We start from the raw sequence: 18,245 nt of genomic DNA, 5'->3' as shown, positions 1-18,245 counted from the left end.
GGGCTAGTCCGTGCGGCGGCGAAGCGTCACGGCACCCAGCGCCAGGGCGAGAACCCCGGCACCGGCGATGATAGCGATGTCGGCGACCAGGGCGCCGGTCACCGCGGACCGCGACGTGATCTTGTCCATGGCGTCCACGGCGTAGGACAGCGGCATCACGTCGGAGACCCAGCGCAGCGCGGTCTGCATCTGGCCGCGCGGGGTGAACAGGCCGCAGAGCAGGAACTGCGGCAGGACGAAGGCCGGCAGGAACTGCACGGCCTGGAACTCGGTGCGGGCGAACGCGCTCGTGAACAGTCCCAGGGCGGTGCCCAGCAGCGCGTCCAGGACCGCGACCAGCACCACGGCCCACGCCGGCCCGGCCACGCTCAGCCCGAGCGGCCCGATCGTCAGCGCCGAGACCAGCAGCGCCTGGACCAGGGCGACGGCGCCGAAGGCGAGGGCGTAGCCGCCGAGCAGGTCGCCCTTGGCCAGCGGCATGGTGAGCAGGCGCTCCAGCGTGCCGCTGGTCCGTTCGCGGAGCATGCCGACGGAGGTCACCAGGAACATGATGATGAAGGGGAAGATGCCCAGCAGGGCCGCGCCGATCGCCTGGAACTCGTGCGGCGAGGAGTCGAACGTCCACTTCAGCAGCGTGATCAGCACACACGGCATGACCAGCATCAGCGCGATGGTGCGCGGATCGTGCCGCAGCTGCTCCAGGACCCGGCGCGCGGTGGCGGTGGTGCGTCGCAGGCTCATGATGTGGCTCCCACCAGGCGAAGGAAGGCGTCCTCGACATCGCGGGCGCCGGTGCTGGCCAGCAACCCCCGCGGGGTGTCGGCGGCGAGGATGCGGCCCTCGCGCATGAGGAGCAGGCGGGTGCAGCGCGAGGCCTCGTCCATGACGTGGCTGGAGATGAGGAACGTCACCGGATCCTCGGCCGTCGCCAACCGATGGAACAGCGCCCAGAGCTCGGCCCGCAGCGCCGGATCCAGCCCGACGGTCGGCTCGTCCAGCACCAGCACCTTCGGCGTCCCCAGCAACGCCGCGGCCAACGACACCCGCGCCCGCTGCCCGCCGGACAACCGATCGGCGCGCGCCGTCTCCTTCCCCGCCAGCCCGACCGTCGCGATCACCCGCTCCGGATCGTCGGGCGGCGCCCCGATCACCGCCGCGAAGTAACGCAGGTTCTCGACCACGGACAGGTCGCCGTAGACGGAGGGCGCCTGCGTGACGTAGCCGATGCGATCGCGCAGCACCGGGCTCCCCGCCGGCATCCCCAATACCCGCACCTCGCCGCCGGCCACCCGCTGCACGCCGACGACGGAGCGCAACAGGGTGGTCTTCCCGCAGCCGGAGGGGCCGAGCAGACCGGTGACCGAACCCACCTCGACCTGGGCGGACAGGGATGGTAAGACCACTTGGCCGCCCCGGACGACGCGCAAGTCGCGGACCTCGACGGCGTAATTCATCATGCGATGAGTTTCGATCGGGGGCGTGGCCGGTGTCAAGGCTTGTGGCCCCGCCCGGCGGCTCATCCGTTGACACCGTCACTCGCGCCTCAATACGCTTAACACATTGGTTAAGTGAAGGGAGCTTCCGGTGGCCGGCACCGATCAGCTCAGCGCGGTGTTCTCGGCGCTGTCCGACCCGACCCGGCGGGCGATCCTCGCTGAGCTGGCCGAACGCGACGCCACGGTCACCGAGCTCACCGCTCCGCTGTCGATCTCGATGCCGGCGGTGTCACGGCACCTGAAGGTGCTCGAACGCGCCGCGCTCATCTCGCGGTCGCGGTCGGGCAAGTGGCGCGCGAGCCGCCTGGAGGCCGCCCCGCTGCGCGAGGCGGCCGACTGGATCGAGCGCTACCGGCGGTTCTGGGACACGTCCCTCACCCGCCTCGATGCGCACCTCGCCGCGGTGCAGGCCGCCGAACGGGCGACGGACCGGACGGTCGACGGACCGGATGGCCGAGGGCCCCGGGGAGACCGAATGAACCCCAGGGAGAACGAATGAAGACGGAGACTCCGCAGCTCGCCATCTCGCGGGTGTTCGACGCGCCGCGGGCGCTCGTCTATCGGGCCTTCACCGATCCCGACCACCTGGCGGCGTGGTGGGGCCCGGTCGGCAACTCACTGCCGCGCGACGAGATCGAGTTCGACGTGCGCCCCGGCGGCTTCCAGCGCTGGACGGAAGTCAACGCGGCAGAACCCGGGCTTCGTGTGCAGATCCACGTCGACCTCATCGACGTCGCCGACGGCGAACTGCTCGAAGGGGTCATGCACGTCAGCGGTCGGCTGCCGGAGGGCGTCGAGCCGTTCGCGACGAGACTGCGGATCGAGTTCCACGACGAGGCGGACGGACGGACGCGACTGGAGATCCGCCAGTGGCTCCCCGAACATCTGGCGGGTCCCAGCCAGGAAGGTTGGCGCCAAGCGTTCACCAAGCTGGACGCCACGCTCATCGAGAGGTAGAGGCATGGCAAAGCTGATTTACGTGACGAACATGTCCCTCGACGGTTACATCGAGGACGAACGCGGCGCGTTCGACTGGTTCCCGATCGACGACGAGGTGTTCGCGTTCCACACCGACCTCCTACGGTCTGTGGGCACGTTTCTCTACGGGCGGCGCCTGTACGAGGCGATGTCCGTCTGGGAGACTGACGCCGCTCTGGCCGCGCACTCCGACCTCATGGCCGACTTCGCGAGCGCCTGGCAGGCGGCGAGCAAGGTCGTGTACTCCACGACGCTCGCCGCGGTGTCGACTGCCGACACCCGGCTCGAACGCCGTTTCGACCCCGCCGCGGTACGCGAACTGAAGGCCGCGGCCGGCCGCGATCTCACCGTGGGCGGTGCCGACCTCGCGACGCAGGCCTTCAAAGCCGGGCTGGTCGACGAGTGCCACCTGTTCGTCCTGCCAGTCGTCGTCGGCGGGGGCAAGCCGGGGCTGCCGACCGGCATGCGCGCCGACTTTGAGCTCCTCGATGAGCGCCGATTCCGGAACGGCGTCGTACACCTGCGCTACCGCTGTCTCGGGCAGTGAAGGTCCCACTACCCTGTCGCCATGACCGACTCCGATTCCGGCACCGGCACCGGTACGAGCCAGCGCACTCAGCCCGCTTACACCCTCGTCGCCCGGCCCGACGAGATCACGCACCTGGTCTGCTGCCGCGACGCGTCCTGGACGCGGGCGTTCTGCGGCTCGGAGGAGACCGAGGTCAACCCGGCCGCGACCGTCGCCTGCGCGATGTGTGTCGAGCGGGCCGAGGAGATGTTGCCGGGGTGCTTCGCGAACGTTCCGACGCTGTGCCCGGTGGACGGCAATCCGTGTCCTGATGAGCATGAGATCGACCTGCGCATCGCGCGGGAGGCCGAGTAGCGGCTTCGGCCGGCTATTCGACTCGCTAGTAGATCCGCTATCGGCCGGTCGTGCCGTCGATGAGTTCGCGCAGGATGTCCGCGTGGCCCGCGTGCCGGCCGGTTTCCTCGATCATGTGGGTGAGGGCCCAGCGCAAGGCGGGGGCGGGGCGGTCGGCCGGGCGCGGGCCGGGGACCGGTGCGGCGAGGTCGGTGCAGCCGTCCAGGACTTCGTTCGCGCGGGCGACCGCCTCCCGGTAGCGGGTGACGACCTCGGCGACGCTGTCCTCGGGGGCGGCCCGGAAGGTCGAGGGCCAGCTGCTGACCCGCTCGCCGAGGAACAGCGAGCGCTCGACGAAGGCCAGGTGGTTGAGCAGGCCCAGCAGATTGGTCCCCGACGCCACGGCCGACGTTCTGACCTGTGGTTCGGGCGCGCCGTCGACCTTCGCGGCGATCGAGGTGCGCAGGTAGTCGAGGAAGCCGCGCAGGACCTCGATCTCGGTGCCGCCGGTACGGGGCGGCGGGGTGTCGCGGCGACGGGTGCGGGCCGGCATGGTCGGACTCCTTCTGGAGGGGGTCGATGAACGCTCCTCCAGTCTTGGCAGCCCGACCATGATCCGGCACGCGATCTTGCTGTTATGGCATGAGGGCCGGGGCTACCGGCCCGCCGCCTTCCGCAGCCCGTCGATGAACGCGCCGCCGTTCGGCGTGCCCAGGCCCGTCACGGTGTCGTACCCCTTCGCGATCACCTGCTGGCCCGCGCCGGGGGTGGTCACGCCGAAGACGTCCACGCTGGGGCTGAGCCCGTCGGAGGCCGGGGTGTAGCCGTCCCGGTCCTGCTGCGCGGTGGCGGCGCCGGGCGGCAGGACGTCGCGGATGGCGGCGGTGCCGGACAGCCGGTACAGCAGCGGGTTGATGAAGCCGAACGCGGCGGGCCGGCCCTGCTGCGCGTCCGCGACCAGGGCGGCGACCAGCGGGGTGGCCAGGCTGGTGCCGGCGTTGGGCTCGCTCTGGTACGGCCCTGGCTTGGCGTCGGTGCCCTGCTGGATGTAGCCGACCAGCATGCCGGTGTCCGGGTCGCCGTCGGCGGCGAGGTCGGGGACGGCGCGGCCGGTGACCGTGCGGCCGCCGACGCGGATCTGGGACATCGACGCCGGGACGACACCCTTCTGGTAGGCGGGCTGTGTGTAGTCCGGGCTGGTGCCGCCGCCGGCGCTGCTGATCCCGGAGTCGGTCCAGGTCCCGCTGTCCAGGCTGGCCTGGTCGGAGGACCAGCCGGTCTCCAAGACCCGCTCGTTGTGCGCGCCGATGCCCAGGGTGGTGCCGCCGACCGCGGTGGCGTAGGGGTCGGAGGCGGGCATCGTCAGGCCCGGGGTGTCGCCCGAGGCGAAGTAGGCGCCGACGCCCTCGGCCGCGGCGCGCAGGTCGATTACGTGCATGACCGGCGCGGGCTCGGTGCCGACCGGGATCTGCCAGGAGTTGGACTCGATCGTGGCGCTCGGGTGGTTCCCGTCGCCGGTCAGCACCGTCAGCGCGGCGTCCAGCAGGCCCTGGTCGCAGCCGCCGCCGACGATCATCAGCTGGTCGGCGTCGGGGGCCAGCGCGTAGACCGCCTCGGAGTCCATCTCGGCCTCGTCGTCCACGGGCGGCCCGGACGTCGCGGCGGCGGCGGAAGCCGCCATGGCGTGCCGGTCGGCGGCTGCGGTACTACTCGCCGAAACGCAGACCGCGCCGCCCTGCACCTCGCGGAATTGATCACGGCGCGGCGCCGGCAGGTGGTTGGCCTTGGCGTAGTCGGTCAGCGTCGCGAACATCGCCGTCGGCGTCGAATCCTCGGTCAGCGCGACCGTGACGCCCTTGCCGGTGTTCGCGGACGTGGCGCCGTACGCGGCCCGCATTTGCGCGGCCGAGTACCCGCAGATCGGCAGCGAACCCTTGGTCAGGCCCTGGTAGGCGGGCTGGTAGCGCTGAACGTGCTGTCCCCAGTACTGCGAGCAGGTCGGCGCCGCCGCCTGATGCGAAGCTGACCGGGATGAGGCCGATCGGGACGAAGCCGCCGCCCGAGCCGCGCCCGGGGTGCCATCCTCGCCGATCCCCGTCACGCCCAACACGTCAGGCGCGAGCGAGCCCGGCACCTTCACTTTCGCCGGGTCGCCGGTCGCCGAGACGTAGTCCCGACCGCTGCTGACCCGCACCTGAGTCATCCCGACGCTGCTCAGCCAGTCCGATACCGCCTTGGCGTGTTCGGCCGACGGGCCGAACCGCGCGGTATAAGCGTTCGGACTCAGGTAGTGATGGAATCCGGCTCCACCCGGCGTGGATACGGAGTCGGCGAAGGTGGTGGCACCCGCGATATCAGGCGTCAGCCATACCTGGACGTTCCGCTGCTCGGCCGGAGACGCCCCGGCGGCCTGAGCGCTCCCGGACAACCCCAGCGCAGCACCGCCGGCTACCAGCGCGACGCAACCGGCCGCCGCGACCACGACCCGGCTTCGGGTAAAAACCTTGCTCACGTTTTCTGAACTCACGCCCTAACGACGTCGCACGAACCGCTCAGGTTGTGAGCAACCACCCAGATAGCTCAACGCCATCCAGAACCGGCACCCGTCCTAATGCACATCCGCGAGCACATCCGCCAACCCCTGAGCCAGCTGCTCGAAAGCCCGCTCCGTCCGCTCCGCGGCCCGCGTGAGCACCTCGCCCTTGGCCATCCCCGTGGCCAGATCCCCCTGGTAGCGCACCTGTGCCGCCTGCACCGCCCCCGCGATTTGCGCCGCCGCGACCTCCAGCAGGAACGGGTCCGTCTGCGGGTAGTGCTGAAGCATCAACTCGGTCATCAGCTTCTGCCGCTCGTACATGAACCCCACCGACCGCGTCCACAGCGTCGGGTTCTCCCGCAGCAGCAGCGAGAACGTCTGCGAGCGCTTCACCTTCTCCGGCGAATCGACGTAGTACTCGTACATCTCCAGCTGCCACTCCTTCACCGCCGCCAGCACGCCGACCTCGGCGGCCCGCGAGCCCAGGGCGAGGCGCAGCCGGTCGTTCGCCACGTGCCGCAGTTCGTAGAACAGGTCCTCCTTCGACGCGTAGTGGGTGAACACCGTGGCCGGGGCGACGTCGGCGGCGCGGGCGATCTCGGCCATCGTCACGTGGTCGTAGCCGCGCTCGGCGAACAGCGCCATCGCGGCCTCGTAGATCGCCATGCGGGTGCGCTGTTTCTTGCGTTCGCGCAGGCCCGGCTGCGGCGGGTCGCTCTGCGGGGCGGCGGGCTTGCCGTCCTGGCTCGGTCCTGGTCCGGTCTCCATGGAATAAACAATAGCTGGACTCCGTCTATCATTGGAGTCACTCTAAGATTGAACGCACTCCGGGGAGGGTCCCATGTCCCAGACCGATCAGATAGCCGGCGCGCCACCGAATCAGACGGCCGCCGCCGTGCCGGGCCCGCGCGCCGGCGGCACTCGCGTCGGCAACAAGACCGCGCTGCTGGTCATCGCCTGTGTCGCCCAGTTCATGGTGGTCCTGGACCGTAGTAAGTACCTTTGAACTACCGTATCAGCCCAGGTCAGCATGCCATTCGTCGCGTTTGCCGGAGTGTCCGCAATGACGCGAGTCATGTCTCCTTGACATCTGAAGCCGTGCCACCACGGAAGTCGACATCAGGACCCTGATTTTCTCAGAGCTGTCAGGCCGCGAGTGTCGGTCATTTCTGTTGGCTCAGGAAACCTATACGGGCATCCGTCGCCTGATACGGTCCGTCTGGCTGGGGCTCGGCGGGTACGCCCGTTCTTCGAACTGATCGGGATGGTCAGATCGTGATTTACGGATCGGCGAGAAATTTGAAAGCAGCACTGCGCCGGTAGCCGCTGAGGATTTGGTAGACGGTGCCGCAGGTATCCACGAGTTCAGCTAGGATAATCGTTCCCTGTCTTGGTGGTCTCGTGTTGTTTGGCTCCCGTCACGTCAGGTGCGGCGGGAGCCGCTGAGGTGAGCGAACGCGATCACGTTGCTGGTGCAACCCCTATCTGTTTTGATGGTTACGCCCGACGAGTCGCTGCTTCGCGCACCATGACAGAGCCGAAGAACAGCCGCTCACTATCTCTCGGCCTGTCCGGAGAACGACAATGCATTGATAATTCTTGTGCTCGGCAGGCTCATCTTGATCATATTCATCAGGATGTTCGAGGCGCCGCATTCCAGGAAGGTCTGGGCACCAGCGGCGTACAGCCGTGTGACAGCCTCATGGAAGTGCACAGGCAGGGTCATCTGCACCGCGGTCATCTCGGCCGGGCTGTCGTGCTCCGTGACCCACCGTCGCAGGGTCGGGGAGTGCACCCGCCAGCGTGGCGGCGTGTGTGGCAGGCCGGCGGCCAGGGTGGCCAGCCTCGTAGCGGCGGGAGCGAGTGCCGGGGAGTGGCTGGGGTGGGGTAATTGGAGCAGCGTGGTGGCCCAGCCCAGATGCTCGGCCAGCCGCTGAGCGAGCTCGACGGTTTTGCGGGGGCCGCTGACGACGGTCTGGCGCGGTGAGTTGATGCATGCCACTACTAGGGTAGGTTCGCCGACTGCGCGGACCAGATGCTCCACGGCTTCAAATCCGGCGCCGACCGCCATCATGGCGCTCGGCCAGCCCTGCCAGGTCAGCGCCCTGCTGTTGAGGCAGGCGATTCGCGCCCCGTCGGCGACGGACAGTGCTCCTGCAGCGACTAGCGCCCACAGTTCACCGATGCTGAGTCCGACGATGGCGTAGGGCTCGCCGCCCGCGGCGGTGAAGGATTCGAACAACGCGAGGGATACGGCCATGAGCGCCAGGTAGTGCGCCTCAGGCGTTGTCGGACTGGCTGCGGACTCTGCGCCGGTCAGGTATCCGCTCACCGGTGGCACCTGGAACTGCGCTCCAGTCTGGTCGATCTCGTCGAGCAGGCTTTTCACTCGAGGACCGTGGGCTGCGCTTTGCCGTAGCACTCCGGGCGGTGGCAGCGCGATCATCCCGGGGATGACCACGACAGTCTTGTCGCGCATCGCGGCCCGCCTTCCAAGGGGGTTGTCGGGGTGTGGCCGAGCCCTGCCCATTAGAAGACGGGCCCGGCGAGCGGAGGGCGCCGCGGTGCGGACCGCGGCCTAGGGCTGGGGGCTGGGGTGGCGTACCCAGGGCTACGGGCTGGTCTCGGCGATTTCGATGAGCGCGCAGATCCAGCGCCATCCGACGCCCATGCCCACGATGAGGATCTGGTCGCCGGGTTTGAGGTCCGGGTCGGTCTGGAGGAGGTGGTCGAGGCCGAGTAGGTGGTCACAGGGGCCGACGTGCCCGAGGTGGCGGCTGAAGGGCCACGTTGTGTTTGCCAGGTCCAGCCCGAGGGGGTGCGTGATCACAGTGGTGAGGAAGGGAATGCCTGCTCCGGGGAGTACGACGCGCGCGAGTTTCTCGACGCTGGTGTGGGCCTCATCCAGGACGAGGCCCACTGCTTCGCGTGTCTTGTCGCGCATGGTGTTCAGGAAGGGCTTGGCCAGATTGTCTATCACGGCCTTGCGCTCGGTGGCGGTCAGGCTCATGTGTGTGATCACTTCGAGTTCCGGTGCGGCCGCGTGGGAGGTGGCCACGAGGCGGGCGCGTCCTGGGCGCCGGGCGAGTATGAGGGCTGCTGCTCCGTCGGTGACGATCTGGTCGGGGCTGACTTGTCGGTCGGTTCCGGTCATGCAGGATGCGGCCACCGCCATGGCTGCCTGGGCGGTGGGGTCGGCGGTAAGGTGTTCGGCTGCGGCGAGAAGGCCGGCGAGGTCTCCGGCGCTGCCCGCTCCGAGTTCCACCGCGCGTGCCCTATCAGCTCCGAGAATGCGTTGAACATGGCAGGCGGGCATCGGGAAGGTTTCGTCGGTGTCGGGCGTGACAGCGGCGAGGGTGAGTAGGGAGAGTTCCTGCGCCGTATGTCCGGAGAGGGAGAGAGCCCGCAATGCGGCTCGTGTGGCCATCTGCAGCCCTGTCCCGGGTGCGGCGATGGTGGCTGAACGGTAGCCCAGTGCGGCTTGGAAGGGTCGTGAGCCCTGGCTGATGATCGCCGCGATGTCGGTGCGGGGTGGCAGGAAGCTGGCGGTGGCGGCGATGTACAGATCGCGCCAGATCATCGCGCGGCCTCCTCGAACGTGCCCCACCAGACAGGCGATTGGGTCGTGGGTGCGGTGGTTCCGGTGGCGATGTCCAGGAGGGCTAGAGAGCGGATGCGGATGCCGCCGATCCTGGAAAGTACTGTCCCATCCGGGGCGATGGCGAAGGACTGGGCGCCGGAGTGCCTGGAGACGCAGCGCAGTCGTATCGTTCCCCCGAGGTGCGAGATGAGTTCCGTGTCGTTTCCCGGCGTGGCGAGATCGATCTCTGTGATGCCCTGGAGGACGGCGAGGACGCCCGTATCGCCAGCTTCGGCGGGCGGCAAGGTCAGTAGGTGGATGCTCGCTTCGAGCATCATGGCGGGGATGCGGAACTTCGTGAAACCGCCACCTAACTGCTGGGCGCCAAAGAAGAACTCTGCAGCGAATCCGTCTGTTGTACGGCGGGGGTTGTGGGCTGCGGCGAACGGCCCACTCAGGTGCACGATGGGGTTGGAGGTGTAGACGGGGACACGCACCGGATGTGACGCGGTGTCGTCGGTGTAGGGGCGTGCTAGTGCTGGGTACTCGTCTGAGAGCAGTACGTCGACGCTGTGACACGGGTCGTCGTGGTGCAGGACACGTCCGGTGGCGTTGCGGCGGTGGGTTCGGACCTCGACTCGGACGCGGGCGCTATCCGGGCCCCGCTCGAGGATGGTGGCCTCGACTTTGACCGTGCGGGCCGCGTGCGAGGGGTTGAGGGTCAGCGTCGCGGCGCAGGTGAAATCGCGGAAGCCGACAACCTTGAGCTCGGGGATCGTGTGGGCGGCTGCCTCGGCGGCCATCTCAAGTACGGCGGTTCCGGGAACCACTGGGGTGCCGCTGACGAGGTGGTGCCCGATCCATTGGTCGGAGCCGTCGGGTCGGGGAAAGGTCCGGGTGAACAGTGACCACTGCTGGCCGGCGAGGACCGTGTCATCCAACAGCGGTTCCGCCAGGGTTTGTGTGTGCTCGCGCGGTGCGGCGGGCTTCAGTTGCTCGAGGCGGCCGAGAGTGTCGCTCTCCTGGTCGCGGATGTAGGCGAGTACCGTTTGGGTTGCCGGGTGGGCGAGTGCGTCGAGGAACTGGGCTGTGCCGGTCTCGGTGGACAGTAACGCGGTCAGGCCGCGGTCGCGGAACCCTTCGATGACCTCGGGAGCGGACGCGACGCCGGTGTCGGTCCACAGCGGCCAAAGCACAGTGAACTCGCGGTGTCCGTCAGTTGCGAACGTGCCGGTGGCATGGTTGAGGTATTCGCTGGCGGAGACGTAGTCGCAGTCTCCAGGCGTCCCGAACAGCACCCCGATCGTGCTGAAGTTGCACCAGATTCTGGGCATCCGCCCGGTCAGTGCTTTGACGAGATGGTGGTAGCCGCGCACCTTAGTGTCGCGCACGATGCGGAAGTCCTCAAGCGGCTTGGCCGCAGTCGCCCGGGAGCGCACTTCCACGACACTGTTGATCAGCAGGTCGATCCGGCGGTGCCAGCTCAAGATCCGGTCTATCGCCGCGGTCAGGGCCTGCTCATCGAGGATGTCGCACGGCAGGTAGTGCACCTTGTCATGCCCGCATACCTGTTCCAGGCGTGCGATGTTCCGGCGCACCTCGTCTGCGCGAGACCACGAGGTGTGCTCGTCGACGAGTTCGCGCAAGGGGATCCGCGGATCTTGTGCGCGGCGTTCGCGCAGGAATGCGGTACGGTCCGGGGCTGGCCCGGCGGGCGCGCCTTCGATCCGGGTGCGGCCGAGGACACAGATGTGCGGACGGGCCTGCTCGGCGAGCGCGCGCAGAAGTTCGGCGGTGATTCCCCGGCCTCCACCGACCGAGACCACCACCGAGTCCGGGCCCAGCGGCAATGCAGGTGGCTCGCCGGAGGGTGTGGAGGCCCCGATGAGCGGGGTGAGAGCGTATTGCATGCGGCGCGCACCCTGGTAGGCGATCACGTGGTGGGGCAGGTGCCGGCGCCACTCGGCCGCCAGCTGGGTCAGTCCCGACGGCACGTCATCGGTGTCGGTGAGGACGGTGGCGCAGCCGGACTGGGGTGTCTCGGTGGCGACGCAGCGTACGAGCCCGTCGAACAAGCCTGCCCGCGGGTCTGGGCGGCCGTGTCTGAACGCGCCGAGAACGAGCGCTGCGAGGCTGCCGCCCGCCTCCAGCACCGGGAGAGCAGCCTGAACGGCTGCAAAGGCGAGGTCGTGCAGGGCGAGAGCGTCCTCAGGGGGATCGGTGTGCAGCGTAGGAGCGAGCCGGACCAACACACGGACATGTCTGGGCGGGCGGGGCAACCGGGCCACATGCTCGTGTGCCGTCTCCGGCGGGACGCGTACGCCCTGCACACCAGCGGGAGCGGCGAGCGGCACCCACACGTGGACTCCCGGGAGAGCGGCTGCAGCCGCGGCGCACTGTTCGTCGTCAGTGAGGACGAGGGTTCCTTCGGGCAGCGCATCGGCTGCTGCGCCGCCCCACGCTTCCGCCGGGGCGGTTGCGTCCACCAGTCCATAGGCCATGGGCACGCCGATCGGTGCCCTGCGTGAAGGGGTGCTGCCTGGCTTCTCGCGCGAGGCGGCCGGACGGATGCGCAGGTGAGGCGCTCCCGCCGCAGTGGGTACGAGGTCGACCGCCGTGCTGGTTAGGGTGCTGTGCGGGATGGCGAACAGGGCGTCGATGCCCGGATAGCAGTACCCGGAGTCTTTGAGGGGCGGCAGGTCGAGTGCGGCGGTCCCACCCCAATTGGCGGACATGGCGGTCTCCACGGTCGCCAGGACCGGCAGGCCCTCGCGCAGCGCGGTCGAGCGGCGGGTCAGCGCAATTGTGACGCAGCCCTCGGCGACGCGCCGGTCGGTAGGTAGGAGGCTCGCGAGTGCCTGCTGCCATTCGGGCAGGGCGTTGCCGTTGGCGCCGCAGACTAGGGCGAGATCGCAGCGGTCGTGGGCCAGCAGTCGCTCTGCGGTGCGGATCGCGACTTGTCCGGAGTCCAGCCCGCCATGCACGACCAGGTTGGGGCCGTGCAGGTTGAAATAGTTGGCAATCCTGCCGCTGAAGACGCAGGTGAGCGTGCCGGTGAAATCGTCCTCCGTCGACTCCAGGGTCAAGGAGTGTACGGCCTCGCGCAGCGCCTCAAAGGCCGTGGCGGCCGAAGCCCGATCGGGCAGCAGGTCGAATGCGTGGGCGCAATCGTCCAGGCTCACGCGCTGGAGCAGCCGGCTGTAGAGGTGCGGTGGTGCCGTCGTAGCGCTCACGACGGCTGTGCGGGGGGCCAGGCGCTCCCGCTGTTGACTTCCGAGCTGGTTGAAGACCGCATTGGTCGCCTGGAGTGCCATCAGGTGAGTGCGGTCCATGTGCCGCATGGTGAGCGGCGGGATGCGGATCTCGGCGGGAGAGGGCAACGGATAGTGCTCGCCGTACACGAGTTGGGGCGCGGTGCCGTTTCTAGCCAGCCAGTCATCTGCAGCGCCTGGTAGTTCGGTGGCCCAGGCGGTGACGACAACGTCGTCCTGAGACACTTCCGCGCGCACTGTGCGCCGTTGCGGGACGTGGTCGGAGAGGACGACGTGCGCGTCGGAGCCGCCGAGACCGAACCCTGACACGCCAACGATGCGCGGGCGGTTGTTTCCAGGTCGCCAAGGAACGTCGGCTGTCGGGACGGCAAGGACTCCCGGCGTGGCCAGGTCGGGGTGAGGGTCACGGAAGTCGGGCTGTGGCGGGATCACCTCGTGTTCCATGGCCAGCAGCGCGTGGAGCACCGAGGTCAGGCCCGCGACCAGAGAGGTGTGGCCGAAGACCGCTTTGTTGGAGGTCAGCTGGCAGGGTGTGCGCCTGGTCCCGAAACTCTCGCGCAGCGCACGCAACTCCACCGCGTCGCCGACTGGTGTGCCCGTGCCGTGTGCGATGATCCAGTCGAGGTCGTCCGGCCCTACGCCGGCATCGTCCCACGCCTGGAGTATCGCAGTCTGCTGTCCCTCCTTTGTCGGGGCGTGTACTCCTTTGCCCTTGCCGTCCGATCCCGTGCCGCTGCCGAGGATCAGGCCCAGGATTCGGTCCCCGTCGCGCTGCGCACGTTCGAGGGTTTTGAGGGTCAGGCTCACGGCGCCCTCGCCCAGGAGTGTTCCGTCCGCGGTGGATTGGAACGGGAGTACTCGACCGGTTGGTGAGAGTCCCTGCGCCTTGCAGAAGGTGACCATGATCAGAGGGTCGAGAATGCACACGGCACTGCACAGGGCGATGTCGCAGGATCCCTCGCGTAGAGCTCTGACGGCGATGTCCAGGGCATGGAGGCTGCTCGCGCACGCGGAGTCGAGGCAGATCAGCTCGGCATTGTGGGGTACCAGTTTCGACAAGGCGTTGCTGACTGCGAACGGGGCGATGTTGTCGAGCACTGGCAGGGCGCTGCTGTTGTAGCGGGCCGCGATCGCGTGCGTGGCGAGCTCGGCAAGGTCGGTGCCGAGGTGTTCGGAGGCCAGCGCTTGGAAGCCGTTGCCGAGCAGTGATGCCTGCTGCACTTGGGGATATGGCGCGATGCCGGCGGCAGTGACGCAGGTCCATCGATCATCGCTGGATGTGGCGACGCCGTTGATCGCCTGTATGGCGCCGTGCCGTAGGAGGGTGGCGGCCGGCGCGGCGTCGCTCGGCCACTCTCCCTCGCGCTGCTCGAGCGCCAGCTTCGCGGTCGGACGGAAATCGCCGACGAACCCGCCGAGCCGGTTATACCCGTGATCGGGCGCTGGTGTGGCCGACCAGTAGGCGCCGATATCGAACCGGTCCGGCTCACTGAACAGGGGAGCGCCCTCGCGTAGGCGCTCCCAGACCTCTTCGGGTGAGTCGGCGTGGGCGAGCACTGCGCCCGAGCCGACCACCGCGATGACACCGCCCGCCAGTCCCGGCGCGCTCTCACCGCCCTGCACACGGTCGCGGATGCGGACTGTGGCCTGGCCAGCAGCTGGGCGCCGTGGCTCACCAAGTTCAGCGGGGTGGTCAGCTGTCGCGTTGACGGTGTTGCGCAGGTTGGTGGTTATGGGGGTGGTGAGCAAAGGCGCGGCCAGGGCACCGCCGTCAGCTGTGATGGTCTCGCCGGTGATCATGCTCGCAGTACCGGATGCGAGAAAGCCGACGAGCGCCGCGACGTCCTCGTTGGAGATTGTCCGCGGCAGGAGTGCGGTCTCCTGGTAAGCCTGGCGGAGCCGGTCAGCGCTGTCCCACTGCCGGGGCACATCGTTGTCGCTGATCATTCCGGCGCGCAGGGCGTTGACTCTGATTCCGCTCGGTGCCAGCTCAACAGCCAAGTAGCGAACCAGGCACTCCACGGCTGCCTTCGTCCAACCAGTGGTGCCGTATCCCAGAAGGGTTAGCGGCGAGCCGAGCGAGGACAGGCAGGTGATGGAGGCGCCCGGGCGGTCCCGCATCAGGCTTGCCGCCCGCTTGGAGCACCACAGCGCTCCCATCACGTTGGTGCGGAAGGCCCGCTCCCAGAACATGTCATCGGCCTCGAACAGCGGCAGGAACGCCCCGGCAGCGGCGTTGTTGACCAGGATGTCCAAGCCGCCGTAACGCTGCGCGACCTTGTCGAACATGCGGTCCACCGCATCGTGCTTGGCCACCGAGGCGCGGATGAAGTCACACGAACGGCCGTCTCGCTCCAGTTCCTCGCGCAGTTCCTCCGCCGCCTCGGTGGCATGGAAGTAATTGACGATCACCTGGGCGCCGCGGCCAGCCAGATGGCGGGTGATCGCGGCCCCGAGGTTGCGCGCCCCTCCGGTGACCAGGGCGATCCTTCCGGTGAACTCGCCAGAGTCGGTCATCCTTGCCCCTCTTGCCCGCCGGCGCCGACAACCAGGTCAGCGATCCGGCCCAATGTGGGGAAGTCGAGCAGCCTCGCGTCCTCGCGCAGCTGGTCAAGGCCGTACTTCTCACCCACCTTGCCTAGCAGCGCGACCTGCTTGAGCGACTCCACGCCCAAGTCAGCCTCCAGATGCTCGTCCTCTCCGAGCAGTTCGGGCGGGTATCCGAGAAACTCGCCGTAGAGTTGACGCAGCTCAGCCATAACCTGCGTACGCCCTAGCTCGCCGACCCCGTCGCCACTCGCGCTGGCGACCGTGGTCGCCTCGGCGAGCTCGGGGGGCGCGTCGTGAGGGTCCTGCCCATCTGTCTTCCCCGCCGGCTGAACCAGGTTCGGACCGACGCCCTGCGTCGGCGCCGCGTCCGCCGCCTCACCACTGTCCTTGCCTTGTTCAGGCGCCGGGATAGGACTGGAGATCGGTTCGGCATGACCAGCGCCGACCGCTGGACGCTCGACAGCAGAGTGAGGAAGTGCGAGCGCCGTCAATGCGGTGCGCACCCGTACCGCGGGCAAGGCCGCCTGGATTATCTTGACCAGGCCCTGCGAGGCGCTGCATTCCAAGAACGTTTCGGCACCCCCGGCATGTAGGACGGCTACCGCTTCATAGAAATACACCGGCCGGGTCATCGACGTTGAAGTCATCGCAACCGGATCATCTTCGTGGCTCATCCATCGCCGAAGGACCGGCGACCACAGCCGCCAGCGCATCGGCCCCCGCGCCATACCGTCAGCTTCGGCGGCCACCTCGGCCGCAGCTGGGGCGAGCGCAGGGCTGTGCGAAGGATGCGGGACCTGCAAGCGGGTGGTGGCCCAATCCAACTCGCCGGCCAGCCGTCCAAGCAGCGCCACCGCATCGCGCGGGCCGCTGACCACAGTCTGGCGCGGCGAGTTGACGCACGCCACCACTAGATCTGGGTGATCGACCGCATCAACGAGATGTCCTACTGCGCTGGCTCCCGCTCCCACCGGCATCATCGCGCCCGGCCAGCCGAGCCGGGTCAGTGCCTGACTGCGGATACAGGCAAGCCGGGCGCCGTCCTCCACACACAACACCCCCGCGGCCACTAGTGCCCACACTTCCCCGATGCTCTGACCGACAATCGCGTACGGCTCTCCTCCCTCGGCGAGGAAGGATTCGAACACCGCGAGGGAAACCGCCATCAACGCGAGGTAGTGCGCCTCCGGGGATATCCGGTCGCCTATGGACCTGCCTTCAGTGAGATACCCGGAGACAGGCGGCACCTCAAACCGTTCACCGGCGCGGTCGATGCCTGCCAACACGCTCCTCACGCCGGAGTGTGCACCTGCGATCTCGTCCAGGACGCCAGCTGGGGGCATCGCGACCGTCCCCGGCATCACCACAACGATCTTCTCGTGCATCGAAACCACCTTCCAGGAGGTACGGGCCCGGGCAGGAGGGTTGACGACAGAGAACACTGAACGACCTGTCGCTGCAGACGAGTCCGTCAAGCACCGCCGGCGCCTGACGGACAGCAAGCCGCTGCAGAGGCCCACCCGCTGATGCGAAGGCTCTGCCAAGGCAGTGCAGGCGGTGGACGCCAACCGCATCATCGAAGCCAAACGGACATGTGTCAATAGTCAGGTATACGGTAAGTGCGGTGGTTAGCCCCGGCCCGTCACCGCTAGACCTGTCGCAATAGGCTCCAGCGTTTGAACTGGCAGTTACGTGGTGCTCATAGTATCGATGGTGAACTCAGCGCCCAGCTCCAAGGTCAAGCTCTTCGGCCGTCTAGGCGCTCACTCTCGCTCCGCAGCCGCTGAAGGGCCTGCCGGAGAAGATCGAGCAGGTCGCCCGGTTCACGCCGGACCCGCCGCTGAACGTCGTCTGCACCACGATCCCGTCCGGCGCGGACTCCTTGAAGGGCTACGTGATCGTCCAGATCCCTGCCAGCCCTCTCGCCCCTCACATGGTCGACCACTACTACTTCGGTCGCGGCGACAAGACCAACCACAAGCTGAGCAACGACCGTCCGACTCGTTCAGCGCCGCCGGGTCGTCGAGCAGGACGCTCTGGACATGCTGACCGACGAGATCGCCAACGACCCCGTCAAGGACGGAACCGGTCAGGGGCACCTGTTCCTGCTGGCCCAGCCACAAGCCAGCCGTCCAGACATGCCGTTGGGACTTGTCGGCACCACGAACTGGAACACGCGCATGCAGCAGCTCGCGATGCGGGCCCACCCTGGCGAGCTCAACACCCTCCCGGAGGCCATCCCGCGCCTCCTCGACACCAACAGCTACCGCCGCGCCCGCGGCGCCGCCCGGGCCACCTCCAACCTGAGCGAGGGCCGCATTTTCGTGCCGAACCCCATGATGACCGGGGCGATCGAGCTGCAGGTGTTTGAGGACTGCGGCCTCCGGCTGTTCTTCAGCCGGCTGACCGTCAACCTGACCGGTGACGAGGTGTTCATCTCTGACCCCGCCACCGTCTCGCTGACCCGCCGCTTCCTCGCCGTCGCCGAGGAGGCCAGCTATGTCGGCCCCTGGTCCCTGGCGATCGGCGGCACCGGGCTTCACAAGCTCCAGGCGGCGCCCGATCACACGCGTTTTGCCACCACGGCTCGCTACAGCGACGAAGAATACCGGCAGGCCACGGCCGTAACCTGGGCTGAGCTGACCGAGGCCCCGGGAGCTGTCACTCGCCGCCTCCTCGGCCCGCTCCTGCGCTCGCCGGCCATCGAGTATCGCTACGACGAGATGCTCACCGACGCGACGCCGGACATCGGGCAGCAGCTCTGACGGAACACGATCCTGGGCAACAGGCCTGTTGCATCCGAGGAACCGGGAACCTGGCTTGACCAGGAGGGATAGCACTGTTGGTCAAGTTCCTTGCTTCAAGACACTCGCAAAAGAACCGGAGGCGTCTACGGTCAGCGTGAAGCCGTCGAGTGCGGCGCGCCGGGCGGCGCCGGTGTCCTGGATGGCGACGGTGCCTCCAGAAGGTC

The 18,245-nt window shown here is 68.2% G+C and carries 15 protein-coding genes; 6 read left to right on the top strand and 9 right to left on the bottom strand.

What is annotated here, in order from left to right; genetic code table 11:
* Positions 1 to 3 precede the first annotated feature (3 nt).
* The gene (locus tag IZR01_RS07845; RefSeq protein ID WP_194923429.1) at positions 4 to 741 is read right to left on the bottom strand and encodes an ABC transporter permease; all 738 of its coding nucleotides are present in this window, start codon (positions 739 to 741) and stop codon (positions 4 to 6) included.
* The gene (locus tag IZR01_RS07840) at positions 738 to 1,457 is read right to left on the bottom strand and encodes an ABC transporter ATP-binding protein (protein WP_194923428.1); all 720 of its coding nucleotides are present in this window, start codon (positions 1,455 to 1,457) and stop codon (positions 738 to 740) included. The genes IZR01_RS07845 and IZR01_RS07840 overlap by 4 nt, the downstream gene beginning before the upstream one ends.
* A gap of 127 nt (positions 1,458 to 1,584) precedes the next feature.
* Here IZR01_RS07840 and IZR01_RS07835 point away from each other — a divergent pair, with 127 nt between their 5' ends.
* Genes IZR01_RS07835 through IZR01_RS07820 form a run of 4 tightly spaced genes read left to right on the top strand, consistent with a single transcriptional unit; the run spans position 1,585 to position 3,357 of the window.
* Entirely contained in the window at positions 1,585 to 1,995 is a 411-nt protein-coding gene (locus tag IZR01_RS07835) for an ArsR/SmtB family transcription factor (RefSeq protein ID WP_323746942.1), read from the top strand.
* Entirely contained in the window at positions 1,992 to 2,453 is a 462-nt protein-coding gene (locus IZR01_RS07830) for an SRPBCC family protein (protein ID WP_194923427.1), read from the top strand. The genes IZR01_RS07835 and IZR01_RS07830 overlap by 4 nt, the downstream gene beginning before the upstream one ends.
* 4 nt (positions 2,454 to 2,457) lie before the next feature.
* On the top strand, positions 2,458 to 3,021 hold the full coding sequence (locus IZR01_RS07825; RefSeq protein WP_194923426.1) for a dihydrofolate reductase family protein: 564 nt from the start codon (positions 2,458 to 2,460) through the stop codon (positions 3,019 to 3,021).
* 21 nt (positions 3,022 to 3,042) lie between these two features.
* The gene (locus tag IZR01_RS07820; RefSeq protein ID WP_194897029.1) at positions 3,043 to 3,357 is read left to right on the top strand and encodes a hypothetical protein; all 315 of its coding nucleotides are present in this window, start codon (positions 3,043 to 3,045) and stop codon (positions 3,355 to 3,357) included.
* A 37-nt stretch (positions 3,358 to 3,394) separates the two neighbouring features.
* Here the strand turns inward: IZR01_RS07820 and IZR01_RS07815 are convergent, their stop codons facing one another.
* From IZR01_RS07815 to IZR01_RS52170, 3 genes are all read right to left on the bottom strand, one after another.
* On the bottom strand, positions 3,395 to 3,889 hold the full coding sequence (locus tag IZR01_RS07815; RefSeq protein WP_194923425.1) for a DinB family protein: 495 nt from the start codon (positions 3,887 to 3,889) through the stop codon (positions 3,395 to 3,397).
* 102 nt (positions 3,890 to 3,991) lie between these two features.
* Entirely contained in the window at positions 3,992 to 5,848 is a 1,857-nt protein-coding gene (locus IZR01_RS07810) for a S53 family peptidase (protein ID WP_323746941.1), read from the bottom strand.
* 96 nt (positions 5,849 to 5,944) lie between these two features.
* Positions 5,945 to 6,640, bottom strand: a complete 696-nt coding sequence (locus IZR01_RS52170) for a TetR/AcrR family transcriptional regulator (RefSeq protein WP_194923424.1) — start codon at positions 6,638 to 6,640, stop codon at positions 5,945 to 5,947.
* Between the two features lie 73 nt (positions 6,641 to 6,713).
* On the opposite strand from IZR01_RS52170, the gene IZR01_RS07800 reads away from it, so the two are divergent.
* Positions 6,714 to 6,878 (top strand): hypothetical protein, encoded by a 165-nt coding sequence (locus IZR01_RS07800; protein ID WP_194923423.1) that lies wholly within the window; start codon positions 6,714 to 6,716, stop codon positions 6,876 to 6,878.
* Between the two features lie 549 nt (positions 6,879 to 7,427).
* Here IZR01_RS07800 and IZR01_RS07795 read toward each other — a convergent pair.
* The 4 genes from IZR01_RS07795 to IZR01_RS07780 form a co-directional block, all read right to left on the bottom strand.
* Positions 7,428 to 8,351 (bottom strand): acyltransferase domain-containing protein, encoded by a 924-nt coding sequence (locus tag IZR01_RS07795; protein WP_194923422.1) that lies wholly within the window; start codon positions 8,349 to 8,351, stop codon positions 7,428 to 7,430.
* Positions 8,352 to 8,483: 132 nt separating this feature from the next.
* Positions 8,484 to 9,452 carry a 3-oxoacyl-[acyl-carrier-protein] synthase III C-terminal domain-containing protein gene (locus IZR01_RS07790; protein ID WP_194923421.1) on the bottom strand — a complete coding sequence of 323 codons (969 nt, stop codon included), beginning with the start codon at positions 9,450 to 9,452 and terminating at the stop codon, positions 8,484 to 8,486.
* On the bottom strand, positions 9,449 to 15,241 hold the full coding sequence (locus IZR01_RS07785; RefSeq protein ID WP_194923420.1) for an SDR family oxidoreductase: 5,793 nt from the start codon (positions 15,239 to 15,241) through the stop codon (positions 9,449 to 9,451). The genes IZR01_RS07790 and IZR01_RS07785 overlap by 4 nt, the downstream gene beginning before the upstream one ends.
* Complete coding sequence (locus IZR01_RS07780; RefSeq protein ID WP_194923419.1) at positions 15,238 to 16,659, bottom strand: acyltransferase domain-containing protein; 1,422 nt, start codon at positions 16,657 to 16,659, stop codon at positions 15,238 to 15,240. The genes IZR01_RS07785 and IZR01_RS07780 overlap by 4 nt, the downstream gene beginning before the upstream one ends.
* A 657-nt stretch (positions 16,660 to 17,316) precedes the next feature.
* On the opposite strand from IZR01_RS07780, the gene IZR01_RS07775 reads away from it, so the two are divergent.
* Positions 17,317 to 18,039, top strand: coding sequence for a hypothetical protein (locus IZR01_RS07775; protein ID WP_194923418.1), 723 nt, complete (start codon positions 17,317 to 17,319; stop codon positions 18,037 to 18,039).
* The last annotated feature ends 206 nt before the right edge of the window (positions 18,040 to 18,245 follow it).

This window comes from Catenulispora pinisilvae, assembly GCF_015356865.1.
Lineage (GTDB): Bacteria > Actinomycetota > Actinomycetes > Streptomycetales > Catenulisporaceae > Catenulispora > Catenulispora pinisilvae.
The sequence above is the reverse complement of the archived record's forward strand: the minus strand, read 5'-3'. Positions and strand labels throughout refer to the sequence as shown.